The organism is Flavobacterium zepuense, assembly GCF_007097145.1.
Classification (GTDB): domain Bacteria; phylum Bacteroidota; class Bacteroidia; order Flavobacteriales; family Flavobacteriaceae; genus Flavobacterium; species Flavobacterium zepuense.
The window spans coordinates 1-23,231 of record NZ_VJVZ01000021.1 but is presented as its reverse complement, the minus strand read 5'-3'; the positions used below and the strand labels follow the sequence as shown (position 1 = coordinate 23,231).

18 protein-coding genes and 1 tRNA gene are annotated in these 23,231 nt (G+C 40.6%); 13 read left to right on the top strand and 6 right to left on the bottom strand.

Annotated features, from left to right (window positions below):
* Nucleotides 1–189: 189 nt before the first annotated feature.
* On the bottom strand, nt 190–642 hold the full coding sequence (locus tag FMM05_RS20555; protein ID WP_143375308.1) for a 6-pyruvoyl trahydropterin synthase family protein: 453 nt from the start codon (nt 640–642) through the stop codon (nt 190–192).
* A gap of 109 nt (nt 643–751) precedes the next feature.
* Here FMM05_RS20555 and FMM05_RS20550 point away from each other — a divergent pair, with 109 nt between their 5' ends.
* The gene (locus FMM05_RS20550; RefSeq protein ID WP_143375307.1) at nt 752–1,381 is read left to right on the top strand and encodes a 2OG-Fe(II) oxygenase; all 630 of its coding nucleotides are present in this window, start codon (nt 752–754) and stop codon (nt 1,379–1,381) included.
* Here the strand turns inward: FMM05_RS20550 and FMM05_RS20545 are convergent.
* Complete coding sequence (locus FMM05_RS20545; protein WP_143375306.1) at nt 1,378–2,148, bottom strand: enoyl-CoA hydratase/isomerase family protein; 771 nt, start codon at nt 2,146–2,148, stop codon at nt 1,378–1,380. The genes FMM05_RS20550 and FMM05_RS20545 overlap by 4 nt on opposite strands.
* A gap of 115 nt (nt 2,149–2,263) precedes the next feature.
* Between FMM05_RS20545 and FMM05_RS20540 the strand changes: the two genes are divergently transcribed.
* From FMM05_RS20540 to FMM05_RS20530, 3 genes are all read left to right on the top strand, one after another.
* Nucleotides 2,264–2,337: transfer RNA gene (locus FMM05_RS20540), tRNA-Ala, on the top strand.
* 536 nt (nt 2,338–2,873) lie between these two features.
* Nucleotides 2,874–3,560 (top strand): glycerophosphodiester phosphodiesterase, encoded by a 687-nt coding sequence (locus FMM05_RS20535; RefSeq protein WP_143375305.1) that lies wholly within the window; start codon nt 2,874–2,876, stop codon nt 3,558–3,560.
* The gene (locus FMM05_RS20530; RefSeq protein WP_143375304.1) at nt 3,557–4,780 is read left to right on the top strand and encodes a BaiN/RdsA family NAD(P)/FAD-dependent oxidoreductase; all 1,224 of its coding nucleotides are present in this window, start codon (nt 3,557–3,559) and stop codon (nt 4,778–4,780) included. The genes FMM05_RS20535 and FMM05_RS20530 overlap by 4 nt, the downstream gene beginning before the upstream one ends.
* Before the next feature lie 73 nt (nt 4,781–4,853).
* Here FMM05_RS20530 and FMM05_RS20525 read toward each other — a convergent pair whose 3' ends face one another.
* A complete protein-coding gene (locus FMM05_RS20525; RefSeq protein ID WP_143375303.1) occupies nt 4,854–5,555 on the bottom strand; it encodes a DUF4397 domain-containing protein in 702 nt (233 codons plus the stop codon).
* 169 nt (nt 5,556–5,724) lie between these two features.
* On the opposite strand from FMM05_RS20525, the gene FMM05_RS20520 reads away from it, so the two are divergent.
* Nucleotides 5,725–6,300: a hypothetical protein gene (locus FMM05_RS20520; protein WP_143375302.1), complete on the top strand. Its 576-nt coding sequence runs from the start codon at nt 5,725–5,727 to the stop codon at nt 6,298–6,300.
* A 410-nt stretch (nt 6,301–6,710) separates the two neighbouring features.
* Here FMM05_RS20520 and FMM05_RS20515 read toward each other — a convergent pair whose 3' ends face one another.
* Nucleotides 6,711–7,187 carry a TspO/MBR family protein gene (locus FMM05_RS20515; RefSeq protein ID WP_143375301.1) on the bottom strand — a complete coding sequence of 159 codons (477 nt, stop codon included), beginning with the start codon at nt 7,185–7,187 and terminating at the stop codon, nt 6,711–6,713.
* Nucleotides 7,188–7,384: 197 nt separating this feature from the next.
* On the opposite strand from FMM05_RS20515, the gene FMM05_RS20510 reads away from it, so the two are divergent.
* The 6 genes from FMM05_RS20510 (at nt 7,385) to FMM05_RS20485 (ending at nt 12,456) form a co-directional block, all read left to right on the top strand.
* A complete protein-coding gene (locus FMM05_RS20510) occupies nt 7,385–8,470 on the top strand; it encodes a diphosphomevalonate/mevalonate 3,5-bisphosphate decarboxylase family protein (RefSeq protein ID WP_143375300.1) in 1,086 nt (361 codons plus the stop codon).
* A 71-nt stretch (nt 8,471–8,541) separates the two neighbouring features.
* The gene (locus FMM05_RS20505) at nt 8,542–9,480 is read left to right on the top strand and encodes a mevalonate kinase family protein (RefSeq protein WP_143375299.1); all 939 of its coding nucleotides are present in this window, start codon (nt 8,542–8,544) and stop codon (nt 9,478–9,480) included.
* Nucleotides 9,481–9,483: 3 nt separating this feature from the next.
* Nucleotides 9,484–10,050 (top strand): hypothetical protein, encoded by a 567-nt coding sequence (locus FMM05_RS20500; protein ID WP_143375298.1) that lies wholly within the window; start codon nt 9,484–9,486, stop codon nt 10,048–10,050.
* A 144-nt stretch (nt 10,051–10,194) separates the two neighbouring features.
* Entirely contained in the window at nt 10,195–11,115 is a 921-nt protein-coding gene (locus tag FMM05_RS20495; protein ID WP_143375297.1) for a geranylgeranylglycerol-phosphate geranylgeranyltransferase, read from the top strand.
* A 28-nt stretch (nt 11,116–11,143) separates the two neighbouring features.
* Nucleotides 11,144–12,094: a pseudouridine synthase gene (locus FMM05_RS20490; RefSeq protein ID WP_143375296.1), complete on the top strand. Its 951-nt coding sequence runs from the start codon at nt 11,144–11,146 to the stop codon at nt 12,092–12,094.
* Nucleotides 12,094–12,456 carry a nuclear transport factor 2 family protein gene (locus FMM05_RS20485; protein ID WP_143375295.1) on the top strand — a complete coding sequence of 121 codons (363 nt, stop codon included), beginning with the start codon at nt 12,094–12,096 and terminating at the stop codon, nt 12,454–12,456. The genes FMM05_RS20490 and FMM05_RS20485 overlap by 1 nt, the downstream gene beginning before the upstream one ends.
* Nucleotides 12,457–12,507: 51 nt before the next feature.
* Here FMM05_RS20485 and FMM05_RS20480 read toward each other — a convergent pair whose 3' ends face one another.
* A complete protein-coding gene (locus FMM05_RS20480) occupies nt 12,508–14,655 on the bottom strand; it encodes a M3 family metallopeptidase (protein ID WP_143375294.1) in 2,148 nt (715 codons plus the stop codon).
* 160 nt (nt 14,656–14,815) lie between these two features.
* On the opposite strand from FMM05_RS20480, the gene FMM05_RS20475 reads away from it, so the two are divergent.
* Entirely contained in the window at nt 14,816–17,656 is a 2,841-nt protein-coding gene (locus tag FMM05_RS20475; RefSeq protein ID WP_143375293.1) for an AsmA family protein, read from the top strand.
* A gap of 145 nt (nt 17,657–17,801) precedes the next feature.
* Here FMM05_RS20475 and FMM05_RS20470 read toward each other — a convergent pair whose 3' ends face one another.
* On the bottom strand, nt 17,802–18,701 hold the full coding sequence (locus FMM05_RS20470) for a NifU family protein (protein WP_143375292.1): 900 nt from the start codon (nt 18,699–18,701) through the stop codon (nt 17,802–17,804).
* 257 nt (nt 18,702–18,958) lie between these two features.
* Between FMM05_RS20470 and FMM05_RS20465 the strand changes: the two genes are divergently transcribed.
* Nucleotides 18,959–23,231 (top strand): choice-of-anchor L domain-containing protein (locus FMM05_RS20465; protein WP_143375291.1); only part of this gene is annotated, 4,273 nt, incomplete at its 3' end.

The following is a 23,231-nucleotide window of genomic DNA, read 5'->3' as shown; positions in this document are numbered from 1 at the left end:
GCGGTATGTATTTATATTCGGCTAAAGCCGCTTGCCCTGCATACCTTGATCCCGTGGCTTAAGCCACGGGCAACAGATGCAAATAATAACAATCTGTGAATTGAGTGTAAACTATGTTGGCTTTGGCTACAGCCAAAGGGTTATGAGTGGAAATGGGATCTCGGCTTTAGCCGAATTTAAAAGATATTCCTATAAATTATCGCTTTGAAACCATTCTGCGAAAGAAGTTTCGGTTTCCTGTAGCCTTAGGGAGTGCAGGTTGATATTATTAGGCAGGCGGTCTTTAATTTTTTTTGCAAAATCAATCACCATATTTTCGCTGGTGGGCTGGTAATCTACCAAAATAACATGATGGTCGCGGCTTTTTAGCTCGTTAGCAAGCTCAATGTGTGGTGTGTTTTGGTTAAAAACGGTAGCATGGTCAAAAATATCTACAATTTCTTCCTTTACTATTTTTTTAAGATCGCCAAAGTCGATAACCATACCGTATTTTACATTGGTAGAATCGGTTATAGGTGAGCCTATCACGGTAACCGACAGTTTGTAACTATGGCCGTGCACGTTTTTGCATTTGCCATCGTACCCGTAAAGGGCGTGTCCGGTTTCGAAAGTAAACTGCTTGGTAATCCTGATTTTGCTCATTTGTATGCCTTTAAGGCTGCAAATTTACTAAATAATAGCCTTGGTTGTGCAGGTGAGCCAATCTATTGGTTTTACGATTATCTTTGAGTGCTCTTTAAACCTCATTAAAATGGATGAATTTACCCTGAACCCTTTGTATGAAAAGGTAATAGATGACCTTTCGGAACAGAAATATAGTATTGTAGATGGCTTTTTTACAGATACTGAAGTACAGGGGCTACGCGAGGGGCTGCTGGCTAAATTTGAAGCCGAACGCTTTAAAAAGTCGGCTATTGGCAACCAGGCGAATGAGCAGGTGCAGAGTGCTGTACGCGGAGATTATATTTTGTGGCTGGATGAAGCAAATGCTACTGGTGCCGAAAAAGATTTTTTTGATACCATTCAGGATTTTACCCAGTACTTAAATCGTACCTGTTATATGGGCATTGCAAAGCAGGAATTTCATTATGCGCTGTACCCGGAAGGTACCTTTTATAAGAGGCATTTAGACACATTTCAAAACGACAGCAGCCGTAAGCTCTCTATGGTTTGCTACTTAAACGATGAGGACTGGAAGCCTGAATATGGCGGAGAACTTACCCTATATCTTAATGAAAGCGGTACCGAAAAAGCACTGGATATTTATCCTGTAAAAGGCAGGGTAGTAGTGTTTGAAAGCCAGGTGCTGGAGCACGAGGTAAAGCCAGTAAAACAAAAGCGCCTGAGTATTACCGGCTGGCTTAAAACACGTTCGTACTAAGGTTTTAATTTTGCCAATGCCTGCCTTGAAAAATCGGATAGCACAAGCCTGCCTGATATTTTTGCGCGGTCGGCTAAGAGTGTATCCCAATCATCAGTGCCTTCCCACAAAACCTGTTTCATAGCGGCTAATGCCTCAGGATTATACGAGGCAAGCTTCGATGTGAAAATATCCAGTTCGGTATCCAGCTCTTTAATGGTCTCAAAAACCTTGGCATACAAACCTTTTTCCTGTGCCCAGTAGGCATTTTTCCATTCCTGGGCGGCAAGGGTTAATTCGCTTAAAGCGGCCTTGCCCATTTTACGTTCTACGGCAGGGGCAATAACAAACGGGCCTATGCCAATGGTAAATTCTGATAGTTTAATGGCACTGCCCTCGGTTGCTAAGGCATAATCGCACGCTGCTGCAAGCCCTACGCCGCCGCCAACTGCCTTGCCCTGTATACGCCCTATAATGAGCTTAGAACAGTTACGCATGGTATTTATCACGTTGGCAAAGCCTCCAAAAAATACAGCGCCCTCATCTAAAGTAGAAACCGCCAGCAACTCGTTAAACGATGCACCTGCACAAAACGCAGCTTCGCCCTCACTTTTTAATACAATAATGCTAACATCAGGGTTGTTGCTTAGCGTATTTATAGCTTCGGTTAGCCGCGCTAATAAGATGCCCGGAAATGAGTTGCTTGCCGGATGGCCAAATTCTATAGTAGCTATCCTGTTTTCAATTTTTGTATATAATGAGCCGTCAACTCGTTGCGTGGTTGCCATATTGATAATTTTAAAGTAAAAATAATGCAATTGATAAAACTAAATGCAGTTTTGTAAAAACTTTATATTGTATTTGTAAGTTCCGGCTTTTATGTTATATTTGCCATCTCAAAACGGGGGATTAGCTCAGCTGGCTAGAGCGCTTGCATGGCATGCAAGAGGTCATCGGTTCGACTCCGATATTCTCCACAAAAAATGAAGCCGTCTCAATTCTCAATTGAGGCGGTTTTTTCATTAGTGTCTTACGATATTATATTTTTTAAGGGATTATGCGCTATTTCCTTCTCAAGGTTTGTTCGCCAAAGCCATTAATCCTAATTCTACCTTTTCAAGCCCTCTTAAAATTGTTGTTGTGTAGGAGCTATAAAAACACAGGTTCTACATCGGCAGAGCAGTGTTTTCTTTTTTTGAGTTACTTCGCGATTATAACTATAAACCATAACCTTCCTTACCGAGGGCTTCAAGTAACAGTTGGGGATTTATTCATCTAAACTGAATTAGCGATAAGAAAGGGTACTACTCAGGGACTAATTCTTCAAAAGAATGAGGATAAGAGTTGACTGTGTTTGATTATAAGCTTAAATCTGTTTGTTTAATATATTAAAAATCAATACTTAAACTTATTTAAAAGTAAACTTTTCATAAAAAAATAAAAAGCAAGTCTCCTCAGTTTTAAGACTGCTTCTTTTTATTTGTTAACTCCTATCTTTACAAAAAATAAAACTATGGCAGCATTCCTAAAAATAGGGCATCGTGGTGCTAAGGGCCATTTACCCGAAAATACGCTGGCTTCTTTTGCGAAGGCATTAGAGTTAGGTGCCGATGGTATAGAACTGGATGTGCACGTATGCGCAACCGGAGAGTTAGTGGTTATTCATGATTTTACCGTAGACCGTGTTACCAACGGCAGCGGCGAAGTACATAAAATGACGCTTGACGAATTGAAAGCGCTAACCATAGATGAAGAGCATGCCATACCAACGCTTGATGAAGTGTTTGACCTGGTTGGTAAAAAATGCTTTGTAAACATAGAAATGAAGGGCCGCCATACAGCAAAGCCTGTAAGCGAATTTGTAGATGCCTATGTGGCTGATAAAGGATATGCATATACCGATTTTATAGTGTCCAGCTTTCAGCGGGAGGAGTTACAGGTTATGAGCGAGATCAATGCTAAAATTCCGCTAGGGGTCCTAACGCAGGCCAGTGTTACTCAGGCATGGCAATGGGCGCAGGAATTTCATGCCAAAGCCATACACCCGCACTTTACGCTGCTTACCGAAAGTAATGTACATAAAGCACAGCAGGCGGGGCTTAAAGTGTATACCTGGACCATGAATGAACAAGAAGATATAGACCGCATAAAAGCCTATGGTGTTGATGGCATAATATCAGACTATCCCGAACGATTATGAGTAAAAGTTACGATGTTATAATAGCCGGGGGCGGTGCCGCCGGATTTTTTACGGCTATTAATGTTGCCAGTGTTAACCCAAAACTTAAAATAGCCATTTTAGAGCGAGGTAAAGAAGTACTCTCTAAAGTGCGTGTTTCGGGTGGGGGCAGATGCAATGTTACCCACGCCTGTTTTATTCCCGATGACCTGGTTAGATTTTACCCACGCGGCGAAAAGGAGCTGCGTGGGCCCTTTAACCGCTTTTGCAGCGGCGATACTATAGAATGGTTTGAAAAACGCGGTGTGGAGCTTAAAATTGAGGAAGATGGGCGTATGTTCCCGGTGTCTGATAGCTCCCAAACAATTATAGATTGTTTTTTATCAGAAACTAAAAAACTGGGTATACATATACTAACGGGAGAGAGCATACAATCGCTTTACAGATCGGACTCGCATTGGAAGATCACAACCCAAAACGATACTTTTTTAGCCGGTAAACTGGTGATGGCAACAGGCAGTAATCCTAAAATGTGGGATATGATGCAGGAATTAGGGCATACCATTGTCCCGCCGGTGCCATCATTATTTACCTTTAATATAAAAGACCCAAGGATAAAAGACCTTATGGGTGTTTCGGCTTTAGCCACAGTAAAAGTCAAAAAATCAAAGTTGGAGGCTTCGGGTCCGTTACTTATAACCCATTGGGGTATGAGCGGGCCGGGCATACTGCGTTTATCAGCATGGGGAGCACGAGAGTTGTTTGATAAAAACTACCAGTTCGCACTTCAGGTAAACTGGCTTAATGATGTGGACATTGAAGAATGCGATGTTCTCCTGAAAGAACTCAAACAGGTGCACGCAAAAAAAGCGGTAGGTAAGAAATCGCCTTTTGATTTTCCTAATCGGTTATGGGAAAGCCTTGTGACAGCAGCCGGAATTTTACCTGAAACCAAGTGGGCAGATTTGACTAAAAACCAATTGCAGGCATTGGCTAATCAGTTAGTAAATGGCGAATTTCAGGTAAATGGCAAGAGCACATTTAAAGAAGAATTTGTAACCGCCGGAGGTGTAGAACTTAAAGAAGTGAACTTTAAAACGATGGAAAGCCGCAGGGTAGAGAACCTGTACTTTGCAGGGGAGGTTTTAAATATAGATGCGATAACAGGGGGCTTTAACTTTCAAAATGCCTGGACGGGTGGTTTTATAGCTGCTGAAAGCATCGCTGTTGTTACAATGTAGCAATTTTTGTGTAATAAATAATAAAAAGAGACGCCATAAAGCGTCTCTTCCTGTTTAAAATAGAATTCACAAATTAATAATTCCGTAGTAATTCAGTGCTAAAGGTATCATTGCTGCCAGTTGGTGGAGTTACAAAACCTTTGGTATATATAGTGTATATGCTTCCTGGGTATAAATCATAGGTAGCAGTGGTAAATAATGTTTCAACGGTAGCGGTATCGGTAAATGTAAAGGCGTGGCTTCCACTTGTTACATCTATAAAATCAGTTGCAGCTTTAAATTCAAGTCCGGTTGCAAAGTTTTGGCTGGTTGTAGTAACAGTTACACCTTCAGAATCAGGAGAAAGGTTAATAAAGCGTACATAAGCGTGGTTAGCTGCGGGATATTCCAACGAATCCTGATAAGTAACCAACTCAATGTCCTCAAAAGTGTTTACGGCAAAAGCACTAAAGTATTGGCCTGCAGTAAGCGTAATGTTAGAAGTTGCCAATGTTGTTCCCGCATCGTTCTTAACTGTCAATACCCGATCTCCTGTGTAAAAATTATAATACCCATTGGCCGATCCAAAATTCAGGGCCGAATTGTTTATAAGGTTCGCATCTGCATAAAAGTACAAGTCGCCGGAGTTTGGGCTGGCATTTGCAATAACTCCATAGGCGGTATCCGGAACTAAAGGAGTGTAATTGTTATTAACATCATCATCAAGATCGCAGGAGGCAAAAGATAATAAAGCGCCAATACCCAGCGCCAGTTTAGATAAAAAATTAAGTTTCATAGCTGTTGTGTTTAATTCTGCCTTATAGATGCAAATGATACCGTAAACGTTGCGTTAGGATAGTAATTTTAACTTTTTTAATATGTATTGTTTTGCTCAAATGTAAGAAAAACTTCATTCAGCACGCAACCTTTTACATTTGTTATCATCTAATAATAAACCATATACCATGAAAAAAATACTTTTACTTACAATTATCGGCATATTTGCTATGTCTTGTACCGGCGATGATTCAACAACCGTAAGCGACAGTGCTCAAAACAAAGTAGTGCTGCTACAGGTAGATTATTTAACCAATGCTTTTGAGGGCGGTAAAGAGCTTACTTTTCCCGAGGCAGATGACTTTACCATTAGTTACGATTACAATTCACCGGGCGATTTTGGGGATATTACACTAAAATATGATGAGCTAAACCAACCCCTCTTTGCCGGAGGCATTATTTGGATGGGTACCGGCGAACGCACTTTTCCTGAAGCGATAGACGGAGTTTTGTCATTCCCAGCTATAGGAAATACAGTTGCTATGCCTGATTTAGATGATTTTCAAATGATTAACTACACAGGTTATGAATACCCCGAAAACATAGCATATGAGCCATTATGGAATGCAGTTGATAACCTGCAAATAGTTAAAGAATATAGAGAGGCCAATCCAACTGCTAAAGTAAATGTATTTTTGTACACGCCAAGCGTAGGTTTTGGCAATCCTGCCGAATGGGATTATTACATCATCTTAAAAAATTAGAGGTAAACTATCCATATAAGATTATCCTGACTAAAAAATGCATGTATACTGATTTACAAAAATGCCCGGTTTTAAAAAGTGCTTAATATTTCACTTTTGGATTTTGGAATGCATAAAAGCACCCATTTTAAGTTACTGATAATCAATGCTTAAATTTTAATATTTCACTTTAGGTGCAAAAAATATTGTGCTTTTTACTATAATCTAAAAGAGTGTGTATAATAATTTAGCGGCAATTAGATAAAGGGCAGGCAAAATCGCAATTATTAAAATCCGGCTATTATAAAAATTACTGAAGCAACGGCTTCAGTAATTTTTGTATTATAGTGTCGTAACTTTGCAGAGAAATGTAATGGCAGGCACCTCCTTTATAAAATGTAGCTATTTGTAAAAAGAGACTGCGCTCTAAACTATTTATTCAGCCACCAAATGGCGCCGTTAAGTACCATAGCATAGCTAACCCAGGCAATGTAGGGTATAAATAAGTAACCGGCTATTTTGCTTACTTTGGTAAACTGGGCATAAGTTTCGTAGATCATCAGCCATAGCAATACAATTTCTATAAAGGCTAAAAGCGGGTTGTGCAGCCCGAAAAACAAATACGACCACAAGCCGTTCAGCACAAGCTGTATGGCGAAAAAAGTCAGTCCTTTTTTTGCGGTGTCGTGCTCAATTTCAATACGGCTCCATACCAGTCCGGCGGCAACGCCCATAAATATATAAAGGGTTGTCCATGCCACCGGGAAAGCCCAGTTGGGTGGCGTAAACGAAGGTTTGTTTATGGTAGTGTACCAGGTATTTACGCTTTCTTGTGTAAACTGGCTGGACAGGTAGCCAACAGCCAGGCACGTAACCACCATTACAAGTATTTTATATGTTTTAGACATTAGGTTGAGGTTTATTACAGGCAAATTTAGTTGTTATGAATATCATTTCTGCCACGAATCACACCAATTTCACAAAGTTTTAAATCGAAACATACATCTTGATAGTATTACTTCTAATTTTCACCAATTGTAATTCGTGAAAATTCGTGAAATTTGTGTCTGAATTAAAATGGTATCTTTGCTAAAAATTTAAAAACATGGTGTCCGAACAGGATTTTATACCCTCAGCCTACACAAACACGGTAGCTAACGGCAACTTCGAGTGGAGTGCGCCCAGCAACATAGCCCTTGTAAAATACTGGGGTAAAAAAGCCAATCAAATTCCGGCTAACCCATCCATAAGTTTTACGCTAAACAACTGCAAAACTATTACTAAGCTTGGTTTTGAAAAGAAACAAAGCAGTGATGCTTTTTCTTTCGACCTGTTGTTTGAAGGACAACCTAAAGAAAGTTTTAGGCCCAAAATTGAGAAATTCTTTGAAAGGGTAGCGGTGTATCTTCCGTTTTTAAACAACTATCATTTTACTATCGATACCCAAAACACGTTTCCGCACAGCTCTGGTATAGCGTCGTCTGCCTCGGGCATGGCGGCACTGGCCATGAACCTTATGAGTTTGGAACGCTTGCTGAATCCGGAAATGACCGATGATTACTTTTACCAAAAAGCATCGTTTTTAGCCCGTTTAGGGTCGGGTTCTGCCTGCCGAAGCGTTAAAGGCAGTGTAGTAGTTTGGGGAGAACATGCGGAGATTGAAGGTAGTTCTGATTTATTTGGGGTGCCCTTTACTGCTGAGGTCCATGATGTTTTTAAAGACTATCAGGACACTATTTTACTGGTCGATAAAGGCGAAAAACAGGTGAGCAGTACCCTTGGGCACGACCTGATGCACAACCACCCGTATGCCGAAAGGCGTTTCGCACAGGCACACGAAAATTTATCGGCGCTAAAAGCTGCGCTTACATTGGGCGATGTGGAAGCATTTATTAAAATTACAGAAAGCGAAGCACTAACCCTGCATGCCATGATGATGACATCGCAGCCGTACTTTATATTGATGAAGCCCAACACGCTGGAAATTATAAATGCAATTTGGAAATTTAGGGCAGAAACCGCTATACCTGTGTGTTTTACGCTTGATGCCGGTGCCAATGTACATATTCTTTATCCTGAAAACGTTAGCGTAAAAGTTTTGGCTTTTATTAAGGATAATTTGCTTGGCTATTGCCAAAACAGTCAGTACCTTTGCGACAAAATTGGGGCAGGGGCGGTTTTGATAGCTTAAACATTTGTTAAGCAAACCCATGTAACCAATTTTTACGTACCTTTATATATAAATAGATACATACGCTTACAATGAAAGGACCCTTATTTTATTCAAAAATATTGCTTTTTGGAGAACACGGCATTAACAAAGGCTCCAAAGGTTTGTCTATTCCTTATAATTTTTACAACGGCGGCCTCAGGGTAGATGATTCTGAAACTGAGCTTGCTAAAAAAAGTAACCAGAGCCTTAGGGGTTTTGTTACCTGGTTAGAGCAACTACAGGCCGAAGAGCCGGGCTTGGTTACGTTTGACCTTGCTACGCTAAAACTTAATGTAGAGGCAGGTATGTATTTTGACAGCAGTATACCGCAGGGCTATGGCATAGGAAGTAGTGGTGCGCTTGTGGCAGCAATTTACGATCAGTATGCTAACAATAAAATTACAATTCTCGAAAATTTAACGCAGGAAAAACTCCTTACGCTTAAAAAAATATTCAGCAGGATGGAGTCGTACTTTCACGGCACCAGCTCTGGCTTAGACCCGCTTAACAGTTACCTTAGCATCCCAATACTTATCAACTCACATGATAGTATAGAGGCTACCGGTATACCAATGCAAAACCTTGAAGGTAAAGGGGCAATTTTCCTTTTAGACTCAGGTATTGTAAAAGAGACCGCGCCAATGGTGCAGCTGTTTATGGAAAGCCTTAAAGACAAAGGTTTCCGTGCAATGGTTAAAAACCAGTTCCTTAAATACACCGATGCTTCTATCGAAAGCTTTTTGCATGGCGATGTTAAGGCACTTTTCTCAAATACAAAAAAATTATCTAAGGTTGTATACAACAACTTTAAGCCCATGATACCGGTCCAGTTTCATGAACTTTGGCAAAAAGGTATCGAAACCAACGATTATTACCTTAAACTATGTGGTAGCGGTGGCGGTGGCTACATATTAGGCTTTGCGCCCGATATTGAAAAAGCCAAAAATGCATTAACCGGCCATAAAGTAGAGGTAGTTTACCAGTTTTAATACGTGCAGCAAATCCATACAATACTCGGTACAATATTACAGTCCATACTAATAGGTTTTGGTATTGTAATTCCCATCTTTAGTTTGCTAAAAACATCTAACCTTAAAACGGTAGAAGCTAAAAATATTTTTATTTTAACGGCTGTACAGGCGGTAAGAATAGCAGGGTTGTTTTACTTTATCATCTGGGCGCTGGATACTTATACTATTTACAGCGAATCCATCGGATTAAAAGACGGTATGAATATCTTTAAATTCAGGCTGTTTGGTCAGTTCTGGATGCTGTACTGGTTGCCGCCGGTGTTTAGCCTTTTACTTACGCAGGCCTTGTGGATTAAAAAGATATACATGAAAAAAGTTGCGCTTATAACTTTTGCGCTGCTTATTTTAATACTGCCATCATATCCGTTCATACTATTGCTGTCATACTTAAAAGGTACCGATATTAGCGGTTTTAACCAGAACACGGTACTACAGCAGGTTCTTTATTACGTGCTTAGCGTGGTAATCTTCTTTTTTGTTACCGTTACCATAATGCTAATGGGTGGTAAGCTTAAAGAAAAAAAGTAAATCTTATAATTTAAAATACTATAGGGCCTCATTTATTGAGGCTTTTTTAATGCAATTAACAATTGTAAGGCTAATTACATTTATCTTTACATTCACGTTACAATACAATTGTAAAAAGTAAGTTTATATTTCTAAAAATAATCTATGGCATCCAGGAAAGCAAAACTGGTACTGATGAAAATCCTCAGCCTGTTTTCTGTAGTGCGCGGCTATAACATACCTGTTATTGCGCTGGCGCAGTACCTTTCGGCCATTTTTATTTTAGATAAGGAAAGCCGTGCGCTCGATGTTATTTTAGACATAAACCTTTTCCTTATTGTACTCGCATCATCGCTAACTATAGCATCGGGGTATATCATCAATAACTTTTACGATGCCAAAAAAGACCTTATCAACCGCCCAAAAAAATCGATGTTAGACAGGCTTGTGAGCCAGGGTACCAAGCTACAAGTGTATTTCGCGCTTAATTTTATCGTGGTGTTACTGGCATTTTTAGTGTCATGGCGGGCAGCTGTATTCTTTTCTGTTTATATATTCCTTATTTGGTTTTATTCGCACAAGCTAAAAAAATATCCGGTAATAGGTAACCTTACGGCTGCGTTTTTAGCGGTATTGCCGTTTTTTGGTATCCTGATGTACTTTAAAAACTTTTATGAGGTAATTTTTGCTCATGCCACATTTTTATACCTGCTCATACTTACCCGCGAACTTATTAAAGACCTTGAGAATATTAAAGGCGACCTGGTAACCGATTACCGCACCATACCTGTAATGTTTGGTGAAAGTATGAGCAAAACCATTATAACCACACTTACCTTTTTAACGGTAGTACCCGTGTACCTGCTTATAGATGTGTATGATGTGGGCTATATGGATATTTACTTTTATGTGGGCATGATCGTTATTGTATATTTTCTTTTCCAGTTATGGAAAGCTACCTCTCACGACCAGTACTTACAGCTTCATAATATACTTAAAGTGCTCATTGTAGCGGGGGTATTTAGCATTGTGCTTATAGATCCGCAGGTTTTAGTGCACGGCAGAAAGTTGTTATCTGTTATTTAATACTATCTTTGCAAAAATATTTAGCATTATGAACAGCGGTAACAGCAGGAAAGGCGGCGCAGGCAGAGGGGGCAATGACAGGAAAAAGAGCGGGTCTCCGTCTAAACCACTAAACAAATTAAGGAAACCGGCAGCGAAGCCTAAACCAAAGGCTGATGCCGAAGGAGACGGTACGGCTCCTAAAAAAGCGGGCTTTGTAAAAGGTTCTCCTGCGTATGAAAAAAGACAGGCCGAACGCAAACCGGCTGCACCTAAAAAGCCATCTAACCCGGATGAGCTTCGTTTAAACAAATACATTTCAAACTCAGGCGCCTGCTCACGCAGGGATGCCGATATTTATATAAAATCAGGTAACGTTAAGGTTAACGGTGTTGTGGTTACAGAGATGGGCTACAAAGTTAAACTGAGCGATAAAGTTGATTTTGATGGGGTTACGATTATCCCTGAGAAAAAAGAATACGTGCTGCTTAACAAGCCTAAAAACTTTACCACCAGCGGCGATGAGGATATGGATATGCGTAATGTTGCCGAGCTGATTCGCGGGGCAAGCAAGAGCAAACTGATGCCTATAGGCCGTATGGATAAGAATACTACGGGGCTTCTTATTTTTACTAACGATACCGATATGATACGTAAGTTTGGCCTGCCAAACCAAAAATCATTTAAAATATACCAGGTTACCCTTGATAAGAATTTAAGGTTTGAAGACCTTGAAAAAATTGCTGCCGGTGTAACACTTGATGGCCACCGCCTGTTTGTAGATGAGATAAGCTATATAGATGAGCAGCCTAAAACAGAGGTGGGTATTAAACTGCGTACTCAAAATATTAAAGTGGTACGTGCCATATTTGAAAGTTATAAATATGACGTTCTTAAAGTAGACCGTGTATCATATGCCGGGCTTACCAAAAAGAACCTTCCGCGTGGTAACTACAGGTTCTTAACAGAGCAGGAAGTAATCAACCTTAAAAATATTTAATGGAACCCCGCGATATAGAATACATTGCCATGCAGTGGTTTGATGCTTTTAATAACAGGCAATTAGACCGTTTGCTGAATTTATATGCTGTTGATGCCGAGCATTTCAGTCCGAAACTTAAAGTTAGGAAACCTGAAACTAACGGACTCGTAAAAGGGCATGGCGCTATGCGCGAATGGTGGCAGGATTCTTTCGACAGGCTGCCTACATTGCAATACAAAGTAAAGACCCTTACAGCAAATAACTACAGGGTTTTTAGCGAATACATCCGCTTTGTAGAAGGTGAAGAAGACATGCTTATTGCCGAAGTTTTTGATGTAGAGAATGGTAAAATAGTATTTTCCCGCGTTTACCACGGATAAAAAATACTTACATATATAAAAAATGCCCACGTTGTTTCGTGGGCATTTTTATTAGGGCAATAATGGTTGCGGTGCTTTCTTTTCGAGGCCTCTCTTTCTAAGCAAAGGCTCTATTGATGGTTCAGCACCTCTAAATGCTTTGTACATGGCATCGGCTTCGAGGGTGCCGCCGCGCTCCAGTATGTTTGTCCTGAACGATTTGGCGGTAGCCTTATCAAACAAAGAGGTGCCTTTAAATGCTTCAAAAGCATCGGTGTCAAGCACGCCGCTCCATATATAACTATAGTATCCGGCAGAATATCCGCCGTTAAAAATATGATTGTAATAGGTACTCCTGTAACGCGGAATGATAGATGGTATTAACCCTATTTTTTTCATGCTCTCCTCCTCAAAAGGTGTTACATTTTGGGTTAAGTCTTGCGTGCGGGCATGGTAATCAAGGTCAAGGTAGGTGGCGGCCAGGTATTCAACCGTGGCAAAACCCTGGTCGAACGTAGCCGATTCCTGCAATTTAGCTATAAGCTCATCCGGAATTACCTCGCCTGTTTTATAATGTTTGGCGTATAGCTTTAATACCTCCGGTTCGGCAGCCCAGTTCTCCATAATTTGGGACGGCAGCTCTACAAAATCAGTCGGAACGCTGGTGCCCGAAAGGCTTTCGTAATTTACGTTGCTAAGCAACCCGTGCAGTGCATGTCCAAACTCGTGGAAAAACGTTGTGGTTTCATCAAAAGTAAGCAGAGCAGGGGTGTCACCTGTAGGTTTGGTAAAGTTGCATACAATAGATATTATCGGGGCAATGCGTTTGCCGTCCTGAATTTTCTCTTTGCGGTAGGATGTCATCCAGGCACCGCCTTTTTTGCTCTCACGCGGATAAAAATCCATGTACAGTATGCCCACATGCTTGCCGTCGGCTTCGGTAACTTCCCAGGCGGTAACATCTTTTTGGTATACCGGTACATCTTTAACCTGCCTGAATTTTAGTCCGTACAGGTTTCCGGCAACGGTAAAAATACCTTCCCGAACGTTGTCAAGGCTAAAGTAAGGCTTCAGTTCCTGCTCATCAAGATTATAGCGCTGCTTACGGATCTTCTCTGTATAGTACCTCCAGTCATACGGCTGCACGGCATCGGTAATGCCATCGGCAACCATGAGTTTTTTAATGTCGGCTTCTTCAATCTTGGCTTTTTCCAGTGCCGGTTTCCACAATTGGTCTAAGAGCCCATAAACCTTTTCGGGAGTTTTAGCCATGCGCTCCTCCAGTACAAAATGGGCGTGGCTCTTGTAACCTAACAGCCGTGCTTTTTCGGCACGCAGGTTAGTAAGCTGAACGATATTAATTCGGTTATCGGTAGCATTGCCGTTATTGCCGCGGTTTTGGTAGGCAGTCCATATCTTTTTGCGCAGGTCGCGATTTTCGGCATATTGCAAAAACGGCATTACGCTGGCATTTTGTAGTGTAAACAGCCATTTGCCCTCTTTTCCTTTGGCTTTGGCATCATCGGCGGCAGCTGCAATAAGTTCCTGCGGAAGGCCTGCAAGGTCTTTTTTATCCGATACTACCAACTCAAAGCTGTTGGTGTCGGCAAGTACGTTATCGCCAAACTTAAGAGCTATCACGGCCAGTTCTTCATTAATTTTTCTCAGCCTTTCCTTTTGCTCCTCGTTAAGGTTGGCACCGCTTCTAATAAATGCTTTGTATTTCTTTTCAAGCAGCTTAGCCTCTTCACGGTTAAGCTTAAAGCCTATCTGGTTATCCCAAACGCTTTTAACGCGTTCAAATAATTTTTGGTTCAGGTAAATATCATCATTGTGTTTAGAAAGTTCGGGGGCCATTTCCTGTGCAAGCGCCTGCAGTTCAGGGTTGGTATGCGCAACGTTAAGATTGTTGAAAACGGTATTAATGCGTGTTAATAATGATCCACTGTTTTCCAGCGCCTCAATGGTATTTTTAAAGTTGGGCTGGGCATGGCTGTTGGCAATGGCATCTATCTCGCCCTGGTGTATGCGTATGGCCTCCTGCAGGGCGGGCTTAAAGTGCTCGTTCTTAATTTCATCAAACGGTGGTGCATCATAAGGGGTATCCCAAACGGCGAGCAATGGGTTATCTTCGCCTATGCTGCCTGATGTGTTTTCTCTGTGGCACGACATAAATATACTGGCTGTTATTGTTAAAATAAATAGTGTTTTCCTTTTCATAGGGTTTCAGTTGGGCATTATTGTAAAGTTACCTTTTATAAGGCATACTTACAAATATATACCGCATTTAAAGGGTTTTGTATTAAGGCTAAGTTAAATAGCAAATTACATTAATAGTAAAATGCTATCTTTATTTTAAGAATTGTATTACATTTATGCTATGAAGGTAAACGCAAAAAAAATAGTTTTAAAGTTTTTAAAATGGACCGGTATTTTTATAGCGTTCATACTCCTGCTTATGTTTTTAATTCCGCTCTTGTTTCCCGGGCAGGTAAGCGAGCAGGTTAAAAAAATAGCCAACAAAAGTTTAGCAGGCGAGCTTAACTTTTCTAAATCAAAACTCTCGTTCTTTACACACTTCCCATCGCTAACCGTAGCGCTGGATGATTTTTCCTTAAAGGGGTCGGCACCCTATGCTAATGATACCCTACTTGCTGCTGACCAGGTAGCTTTTGGGATCAACCTTAAACGCCTTATTTTTGATAATGAGGTAAAAATAGACGAACTGTATGTTAGCGATGCCTTTATAAATGTAATGGTTAACGAAAAAGGGGAGGCTAATTATAATGTATATGTATCGGAAGATAAGCAGCCCAAAGATCCAAATGCCGAAGGCCCTGCTATAAGGCTTGACCGTATAGATTTTGAGAATTGCCACATTAAGTACAACGACCTTTCGGCAAAAATGCTTGTAGATGCCCACGGCTTTAATTATGTAGGCAAAGGCGACCTTAGTGAGGATGTGTTCGATTTACAAACTGATGCTAATATCGATTCTATCGATTTTTCGTATGCCAATACCTATTATCTGCAAAAGAAGGAACTGCACGCCGACCTTATAACCCGTATTAATACCAATGCGTTATCATTTATACTGCAAAAGAATGAGCTTAAAATAAACAAGCTTCCGCTGGAGTTTACCGGTGTGTTTACCATATTGGCCGATGGCTATAAGATTGATATTGACGCTGCATCTGAAAATACTACGTTGCAGGACCTTATCTCTGTTATGCCGCCGGAATACCTTACCTGGGCAGAAGATACTAAGATTGACGGCCGTGCCGATTTGCTTTTCCGTTTTAAAGGGCGCTACAATGCGGCGAATAATCAACAACCCGATCTTGGCTTTACCCTAAAGGTACGCGATGGTGGCATTGTGTATAAAGAAGCACCTGCAAAACTGACCGATTTCCAAATGGATTTGGCTGCCTTTTTACCGGCACTGGATGTAGAGAAACTCAAGATAAACCTGAAGGCCTTTAACTTTAAACTGGGCGATAAAGATTATTTTACGGCCATGCTGCAAACCAGGGGCCTTAGCACTATGGCGGTAAAAGCAAAGGTTAAGGGGTCGCTCGACCTTAAAATGCTGGACGAGGCCATTGGCCTGCCTAATATGGATTTGCGCGGCAGTCTGCGTGCAGACATTACCGCTAACGGAGATTTTAATGCTGAGAAAAAATTGTTCCCTAAAACCAAAGGGGGCATCAACCTGCAAAAGGGCTGGTTAAAAACCGATTATTACCCTAACCCGATTACCGATATTACTTTTGTAACCAATGTAATTAATACTAACGGTACCTTTCAGGATTTAAAGGTTGCTATAACACCGGCATCTTTTGTGTTTGAAGGTAACCCGGTGTATGTAAATGCAACGGTATCTGATTTTGATGACCTGTTTTATGATGCCCGCATAAAAGGGGAGCTTAATATTGGAAGGATATATAAAGTGTTTAAACAAAAAGGGCTTGATGTTACCGGTTATGCCAAAGCCGACCTTACCCTTAAAGGCAGGCAAAGCTATGCCACTACAGGGCAATACAGCAAGTTGAATAATAAGGGTACGATTGTTTTAAAAGACATTAAAACAACATCGGAACTCTTCCCTAAGCCGTTCTTTGTTAACGAGGGATATTTTTCTTTCCATAATGAAAAAATGAACTTTGATAAGTTTACGGCGCATTATGGCAAGTCAGATTTTGCTATGAACGGCTATTTGCTTAATACCATTAATTACTTTTTAGAGTCGCACGGTACGCTTAGCGGTAACTTCAATCTTAAGTCAAAACTTATTAATGTAGATGAGTTTATGGCGCTGGAAGAAGGCGAAAATACCGACAGGAAACCCGAAGTAGAGCAGGTTAAAGAACAAAACCCTAAAATGAGTGGGGTAGTGGCTGTGCCTACCAATCTAAATGTGTCGCTTATAGCCAATGCTGATAAGGTAGAATATAACGGTCTTGTTTTAGATAAGCTCATTGGTAAGGTAGCAGTTACTAAAGGTAAAATACTTTTAGAAAATACTACCTTTAATATCATCGACTGTAATGTGGGTATTGATGCTACTTATGACGATGAAAATGCTATGGCTGCAAATTTTGACGCGCATTTTACTGCGAAAGATTTTAATGTAAAAAGGGCGTATAACGAAATACCTTTATTTCATGATCTTGTAACGGCAGCCGAAAAAGCCGAAGGGATAATATCTGTAGATTACCAGATTAAAGGTGACCTTGATGGTAATATGGGGCCTATATATCCGTCACTTAAAGGTGGTGGTACCGTATCGGTGCGCGATGTAAAAGTGAGCGGACTTAAGTTGTTTGGCGGGGTAAGTTCTAAAACAGGACAAAAAGGGCTTGATAACCCTAATATTAAAGACATCAATATAAAGACTACGATAAATAATAATGTTATTTATATAGATCCTTTTACTTTTAAGGTGGCAGTATTTAGGCCAACTATAAAAGGAACCACGAGTTTTGATGGACTGCTGGATATAAAAATGCGCCTTGGTTTGCCGCCCGGAGGTTTAATAGGGGTTCCTATTGTAATAACCGGTACACACGAAGATCCTAAAATAAAGGTGTTTAGTAAAACCGGCCAGAAAATTGAAGAGGCTCAATACAACGAAAAAACCAATACGGTTATTAAAGAAGAAAAACGCGAAAATCCTGCCAAGGATGATAGTGGTAAAGAAGTTAAGAAAGATAAGAAATAAAAAGAGGGGCTGTCTCAAAAGTGCTGATAATAGCACTTTTGTCATTCTGACGAAGGAAGAATCTCGAAACAAACAAAGATTTGAGATTCTTCACTGCATTTCATTTCGTTCAGAATGACACTTTTAAGACAGCCCCTTTTTGGTTTTAAGCGTTTATGGCTTCAACTTTTATGTCGTTGTCATTAAGCATATCCTTAAGCATATTCTCTATACCACTCTTTAAGGTAAACGTGCTCGATGGGCATCCGCTACATGCGCCTTGCAGAACTACCTTAACACGTTTGTCGGCTTCATCATAACTTTCAAAAGCAATGTTGCCGCCATCAGCCTGAACAGCCGGTTTTACATACTCTTCAAGTATATTGATGATCTTTTGTGATGTTACATCCAGGTTGTCAAAATAGGCTTCCTGTTGTTTTTCGGCCTGTGGCAGTTTCTGTATAAGCTCTTCATCAATAACTGTATTGCCGTTTTCAAGGTAAACCTTAATAAAGGAGCGAACCTCGGGTGTAACCTCGTCCCATTCATTAACCGCATATTTAGTTATAGATACGTAGTTCTCATCAATAAAAACTTCCTTAACAAAAGGAAATTTAAACAGTTCCTTAGCCAAGGGCGAAGCAGCTGTTTCATCAATGTTCTTAAACTCGGCACTCGTCTTGGTAAGCAGCTTGTTGGCCACAAATTTAAGCACGGCCGGGTTAGGGGTGCTCTCTACATATACGGTTGCAGGTAATTTCTTTTTAGTGACTTCGCTTTCCTGAACAATGATCCCTCCATTGTTTACAAAATCTTCAATTTGTTTTGCTACTTCATCCTGTACATCTTCCCACTCTACAATAGAATATTTTTCTATCCCTACAAAGTTGCCCGATATGTAAACCGTTTTTACGAACGGCAGGTAAAACAATTGGCGGGCAAGGGGGGAGTTAGCCGTGTCATCAATATTTTTGAATTCATAGTTGCCTTTTTGGGCAATAAAGTCAGAGAATTCAAATTTTACTATAGCGGCATTTTGTGTGGGCTTTATCGTGATATTTTCCATGTGTCTTAAATTTATGCAAAATTAGTATAAAAAAAATTAAACAAAGCAGGTAGGGTATTTAGTCTTACAGATGTTATGTTTAATTATATAATTAATTAAGTTATTTATCTTGTGCGTTTTAAGCTAATTTGTGATTTTTTAAAATTTAACAGGTAAAATAATTTCGAATAATCTATATTTGAAACTTTTATACTTTAATATTATATTAAGGTATATTTAATATTTTTTAACTATCGAAGTACATTAAAATTTGCTATATGAGGAAACTACTACTAACCCTGTTTTTATTGTTAGGCCTGCTTGGGGCTCATGCCCAGAGCGATGTTGTTGTATTTAACAACAACCCTAACATGAACTATGTTGCGGGCGAAACGCTTACGTTTACGGTCATGATCACTAATAATGGTCCGGATCCTGCTATAAACGTTAATATTAACTATCCTATACCTGCCGGTATACCCATGCCTGTTGGTATAACTAAGTTTTGGTGGACGGGCAGTAACGGATCATCGGGCACCAATGTTGCGGTAAATAATACTATTGCAACACTTGGAGTTAACCAAACCGTGTCGTACACTATTAATATTAAGATACCGGATGATTATACCGCTACGCTTAATCAGCCTACAGTAACCTACAAAACGCAAAGTGATATTCAGGTTGTAACTACAGATAACCAGCCAACTTACGTGGCGGGTTCTACAGTGGTTTATACTGTAACCGTTACCAATAACGGGCCGGAAGCAGCAACTAATGTACAGGTTAATAATGCTATCCCTGCGGGTATAACTACTTACTCATGGACAGGTAACAACGCATCAGGTTCAACAGCACTTGCTAATACTATAGCAACTCTTGGTGTAGGCCAAACTGTTACCTATACTGTTACCATAGTAGTGCCGGCTACATTTACCGGTAACCTTGTAAATACAATTTCTTACGTAGCAAACGTTACAGATCCTACTCCTGCATGTACTCAGTGTACGGATACTGATGTGCCCGATGCAGGTGCTAACCTTGTAATAATAACTACAGATAACCAAACCACCTACACAGCAGGTGGCAATGCTGTTTATACCGTGACCGTTACTAACAATGGCCCGGAAGCTGCTGCGGCAGTAAATGTTTCTGTACCGGTTCCGGCAGGTACAACCATGACGTGGACAGGTAGTAACAGTTCATCCGGCACAGGTGCTTTATCTGATGCGGTTGGGTCTTTAGCCGATGGTGCATCGGTAACTTATACAATAACTGTAGCAGTACCTGCGGCATATACAGGTGCGTTAACCTTAACAGCAAGTGCTACAAGTACTACTGCCGATCCTGATACAACATGTACTCAATGTTCTGATACGGATTACGATGCTTCATCGGCAAATATTGTAACAACAAAAACATTAGAGTCGGGTACAACTTATACTGCCGGTACTAATGCTATATACACTATAACTGTAACCAACAACGGCCCTACCGCTGCGCAAAACGTAGTAGTGAGCGATGTTGTTCCTGCCGGACTTCCTGCTGCACAGGCAACATGGATAGGTAGTAACGGTACAAGTGGCACAGGTAACCTCAATGATGTAATTGCTTTAATGCAAAACGGCGCTACGGTAACGTATACTTTTACTATTCCTATACCAAGCGGGTATGACCAGACTGCAAGTATCACTAATACTGTAAACGTAACCAGCGATACACCAGATCCTGTTCCTGCCTGTACAACCTGTACCGTTACAGCAACTCCAAATCCGTTAGCTAATATCGTTACGCTTAAAACTAACGGGCAAACATCTTACCTTGCAAATTCTCAAACTACATACACCATTACGGTAACCAATCCTGGTCCAAGCGATGCATATAATGTAGTTGTACAGGATAATAAGCCTTACTATATAGATGTAATGTCATGGTCGGGCAATGGCACAGGAGGCAGCGGTTCTTTTTCTAACACAATTCCTGTATTAGCTGCCGGAGAGAGTGTAATTTATACAGTGCAGATATTTATCCCGGATGATTATGCATCTTTTGTGGGCACATTAACCAATACGGCTGTGGTAACAAGCAGTACTCCAGATCCGGTACCTGCATGTCCTGGCTGTGTAGACTCTGATACTGCGCGCGGAAACTTTGTAACTACATCTAATACAGAATATACAGTTCCTGAACTTGTAGAAGATGTACTTATAGATGTTAACTGTGTGGGTATAGATAACGTTACCTGGAGCACGGGCTCTAACTTTGGCAGCCATAATGGTATTGCTTACTTTCACCGTAATAACAGTGCTTTCCCAATTCAGGAAGGTGTTGTGTTAACGTGTGGTAATGCAGTGCCGTCTCCCGGCAATCCGGGTGTTGATGGCCCTAATATTGAGACACTATCTGACGGCTCTTGGCCGGGTGACCCGGAAATACAAACCTATGTACCGGGTATTAACAATGATGCCTCGTGGATAAAGTTTAATTTCGTTCCCGTATCAGACAGCTTTAGCTTTAATTACTTATTTGCATCAGAAGAATATGGTACGCCAAGTTTTGAGTGTACTTATACCGATGTATTTGCATTCATTCTTACAGATCTTACTAATGGTACTTCAACTCCTGTAAACCTTGCAGTACTTCCTATTCCGGGTAATATAACTGTAGGTGTAACTACTGTTCACCTTGGTGGTGCAGGTTGTGCCCCGGCTAACCCAACATACTTTGGTCAATATAATACATTTGCGGCAGCTGCAACAGCTCCTATTAACTTTAATGGGCAAACTGTTGTAATGCAGGCAAGTGCTACGGTAGAGCCTAACCATACTTATTCTATTAAGTTAACAATTGCTAATGGAATAGATGGTGCCCTTAACTCTGCGGTATTTATAGAAGGCGGAAGTTTTGATATTGGCCAGCCGCAGTTACCGCCGGATATTACCCTTGGTAATGAGGCATTATTGCTTTGCTATGGCGATACCTACGATATTGAAGCTACTATTACTAACACCGATATGCTTGTTAAATGGCAAAAAAACGGAGAGGAGTGGATATATGATGAGGATGGCGAATTTTATGATGAGCCAACATTAACCATATCTGAGCCTGGAACTTATACGATTATGGGTTATTTTGAATCTAACCCGGACTGTTTTATATCGGATGATATTGTAATTGATTTCTATCCTGAAATTATCGTTGCCGAACCTTTAGACCTTACCGTATGCGGTAGCGGTACTACCGGTGTATTTAACCTAAGGGAAAACGACGAAAATATTCTTATGAATGGTCAGACAACTGATTCATTCGCTACGTCATACCATTTAACCGAAGCAGATGCTATAGATGGTTTTCCTTTTATTACTACTCCGTTAGCATACACGGCTGCAAATAATACTGAGATCTTCATCAGAATAGAAGATTACAACACAGGTTGTTTTATAGTTAAATCATTTACATTATTTGTAAATCCTGCACCACAGGCAGGTACTCCGAATGATCTTTTTGCTTGTGATACTGATAATAATGGTACAGAAGTATTTGATCTTACTACACAGGATGGCTTGGTTTTAGGTAATCAGGATCCTACCCAATATGTAGTGGCCTATTTTACATCTCCGGATGCTGCCGAGGATAATGTAGATGCTATTGCTGCTCCTGATGCTTTTGCTGCTACAACACAAATTATTTACGTTCGTTTAACTAATGTAGATGATGTGAACTGTTATTCTGTAACGGATTTCCAGATTACTGTTACCCCTCAGCCGGTTCTTGAAGAGGTTGAAGATGTGCAGGCTTGTGACAGCTATGTTTTACCGGAACTACAGGTTGGTAATTATTATACCGAAGCTGATGGTGAGGGCAACCTTTTAGATGCAGGTACCTCTATAACCCAATCTCAAACCATATACATTTTTGCACAGGAAGGTACGGCTCCAAATACATGTACTGCTCAAACAAGCTTTACGGTTACCATAGTTGATACTCCTGTTGTTGAGCAACCGGATGACGTAGTGGCTTGCGAAGGCTATGCGCTTCCTGTATTAACTGTGGGTAATTACTATACACAGAGTGGTGGTAACGGTACACAGCTTTTTGCTGAAGAGATTATTACTGAATCACAAACTGTTTATATATATGCTTCTAACGGAGATGAAAATTTTTCATGTTCAGATGAGAAGTTCTTTAGTATTACGATTGATACTCCTCCTGTAGTAGGAACAGCATCACCGCTTGAAGCGTGCGATGGTGTACCTAATGATTTTACTGCTCCTTTTAACCTTACTCTTGCGGGTAACGAAGTTATTGGCGGGCAAACAGGTTTAACGGTTACTTACCATACTACTTTAATAGGTGCTACTAATGGTACGGGAGCTATTCCTGCCGCGCAGTTGACAGCCTACAACAGCGAGAGTACACCAGTAACCCCTGTAGAGGAGCCGTTATATATTCGTGTTGTAGCGACAGGCAATACAACCAACTGTGCTACGGTAGTACCGTTGCAGTTAATAGTGCACGAAACCCCTGTGATCCCGGTAATAGAAGATTACGTAT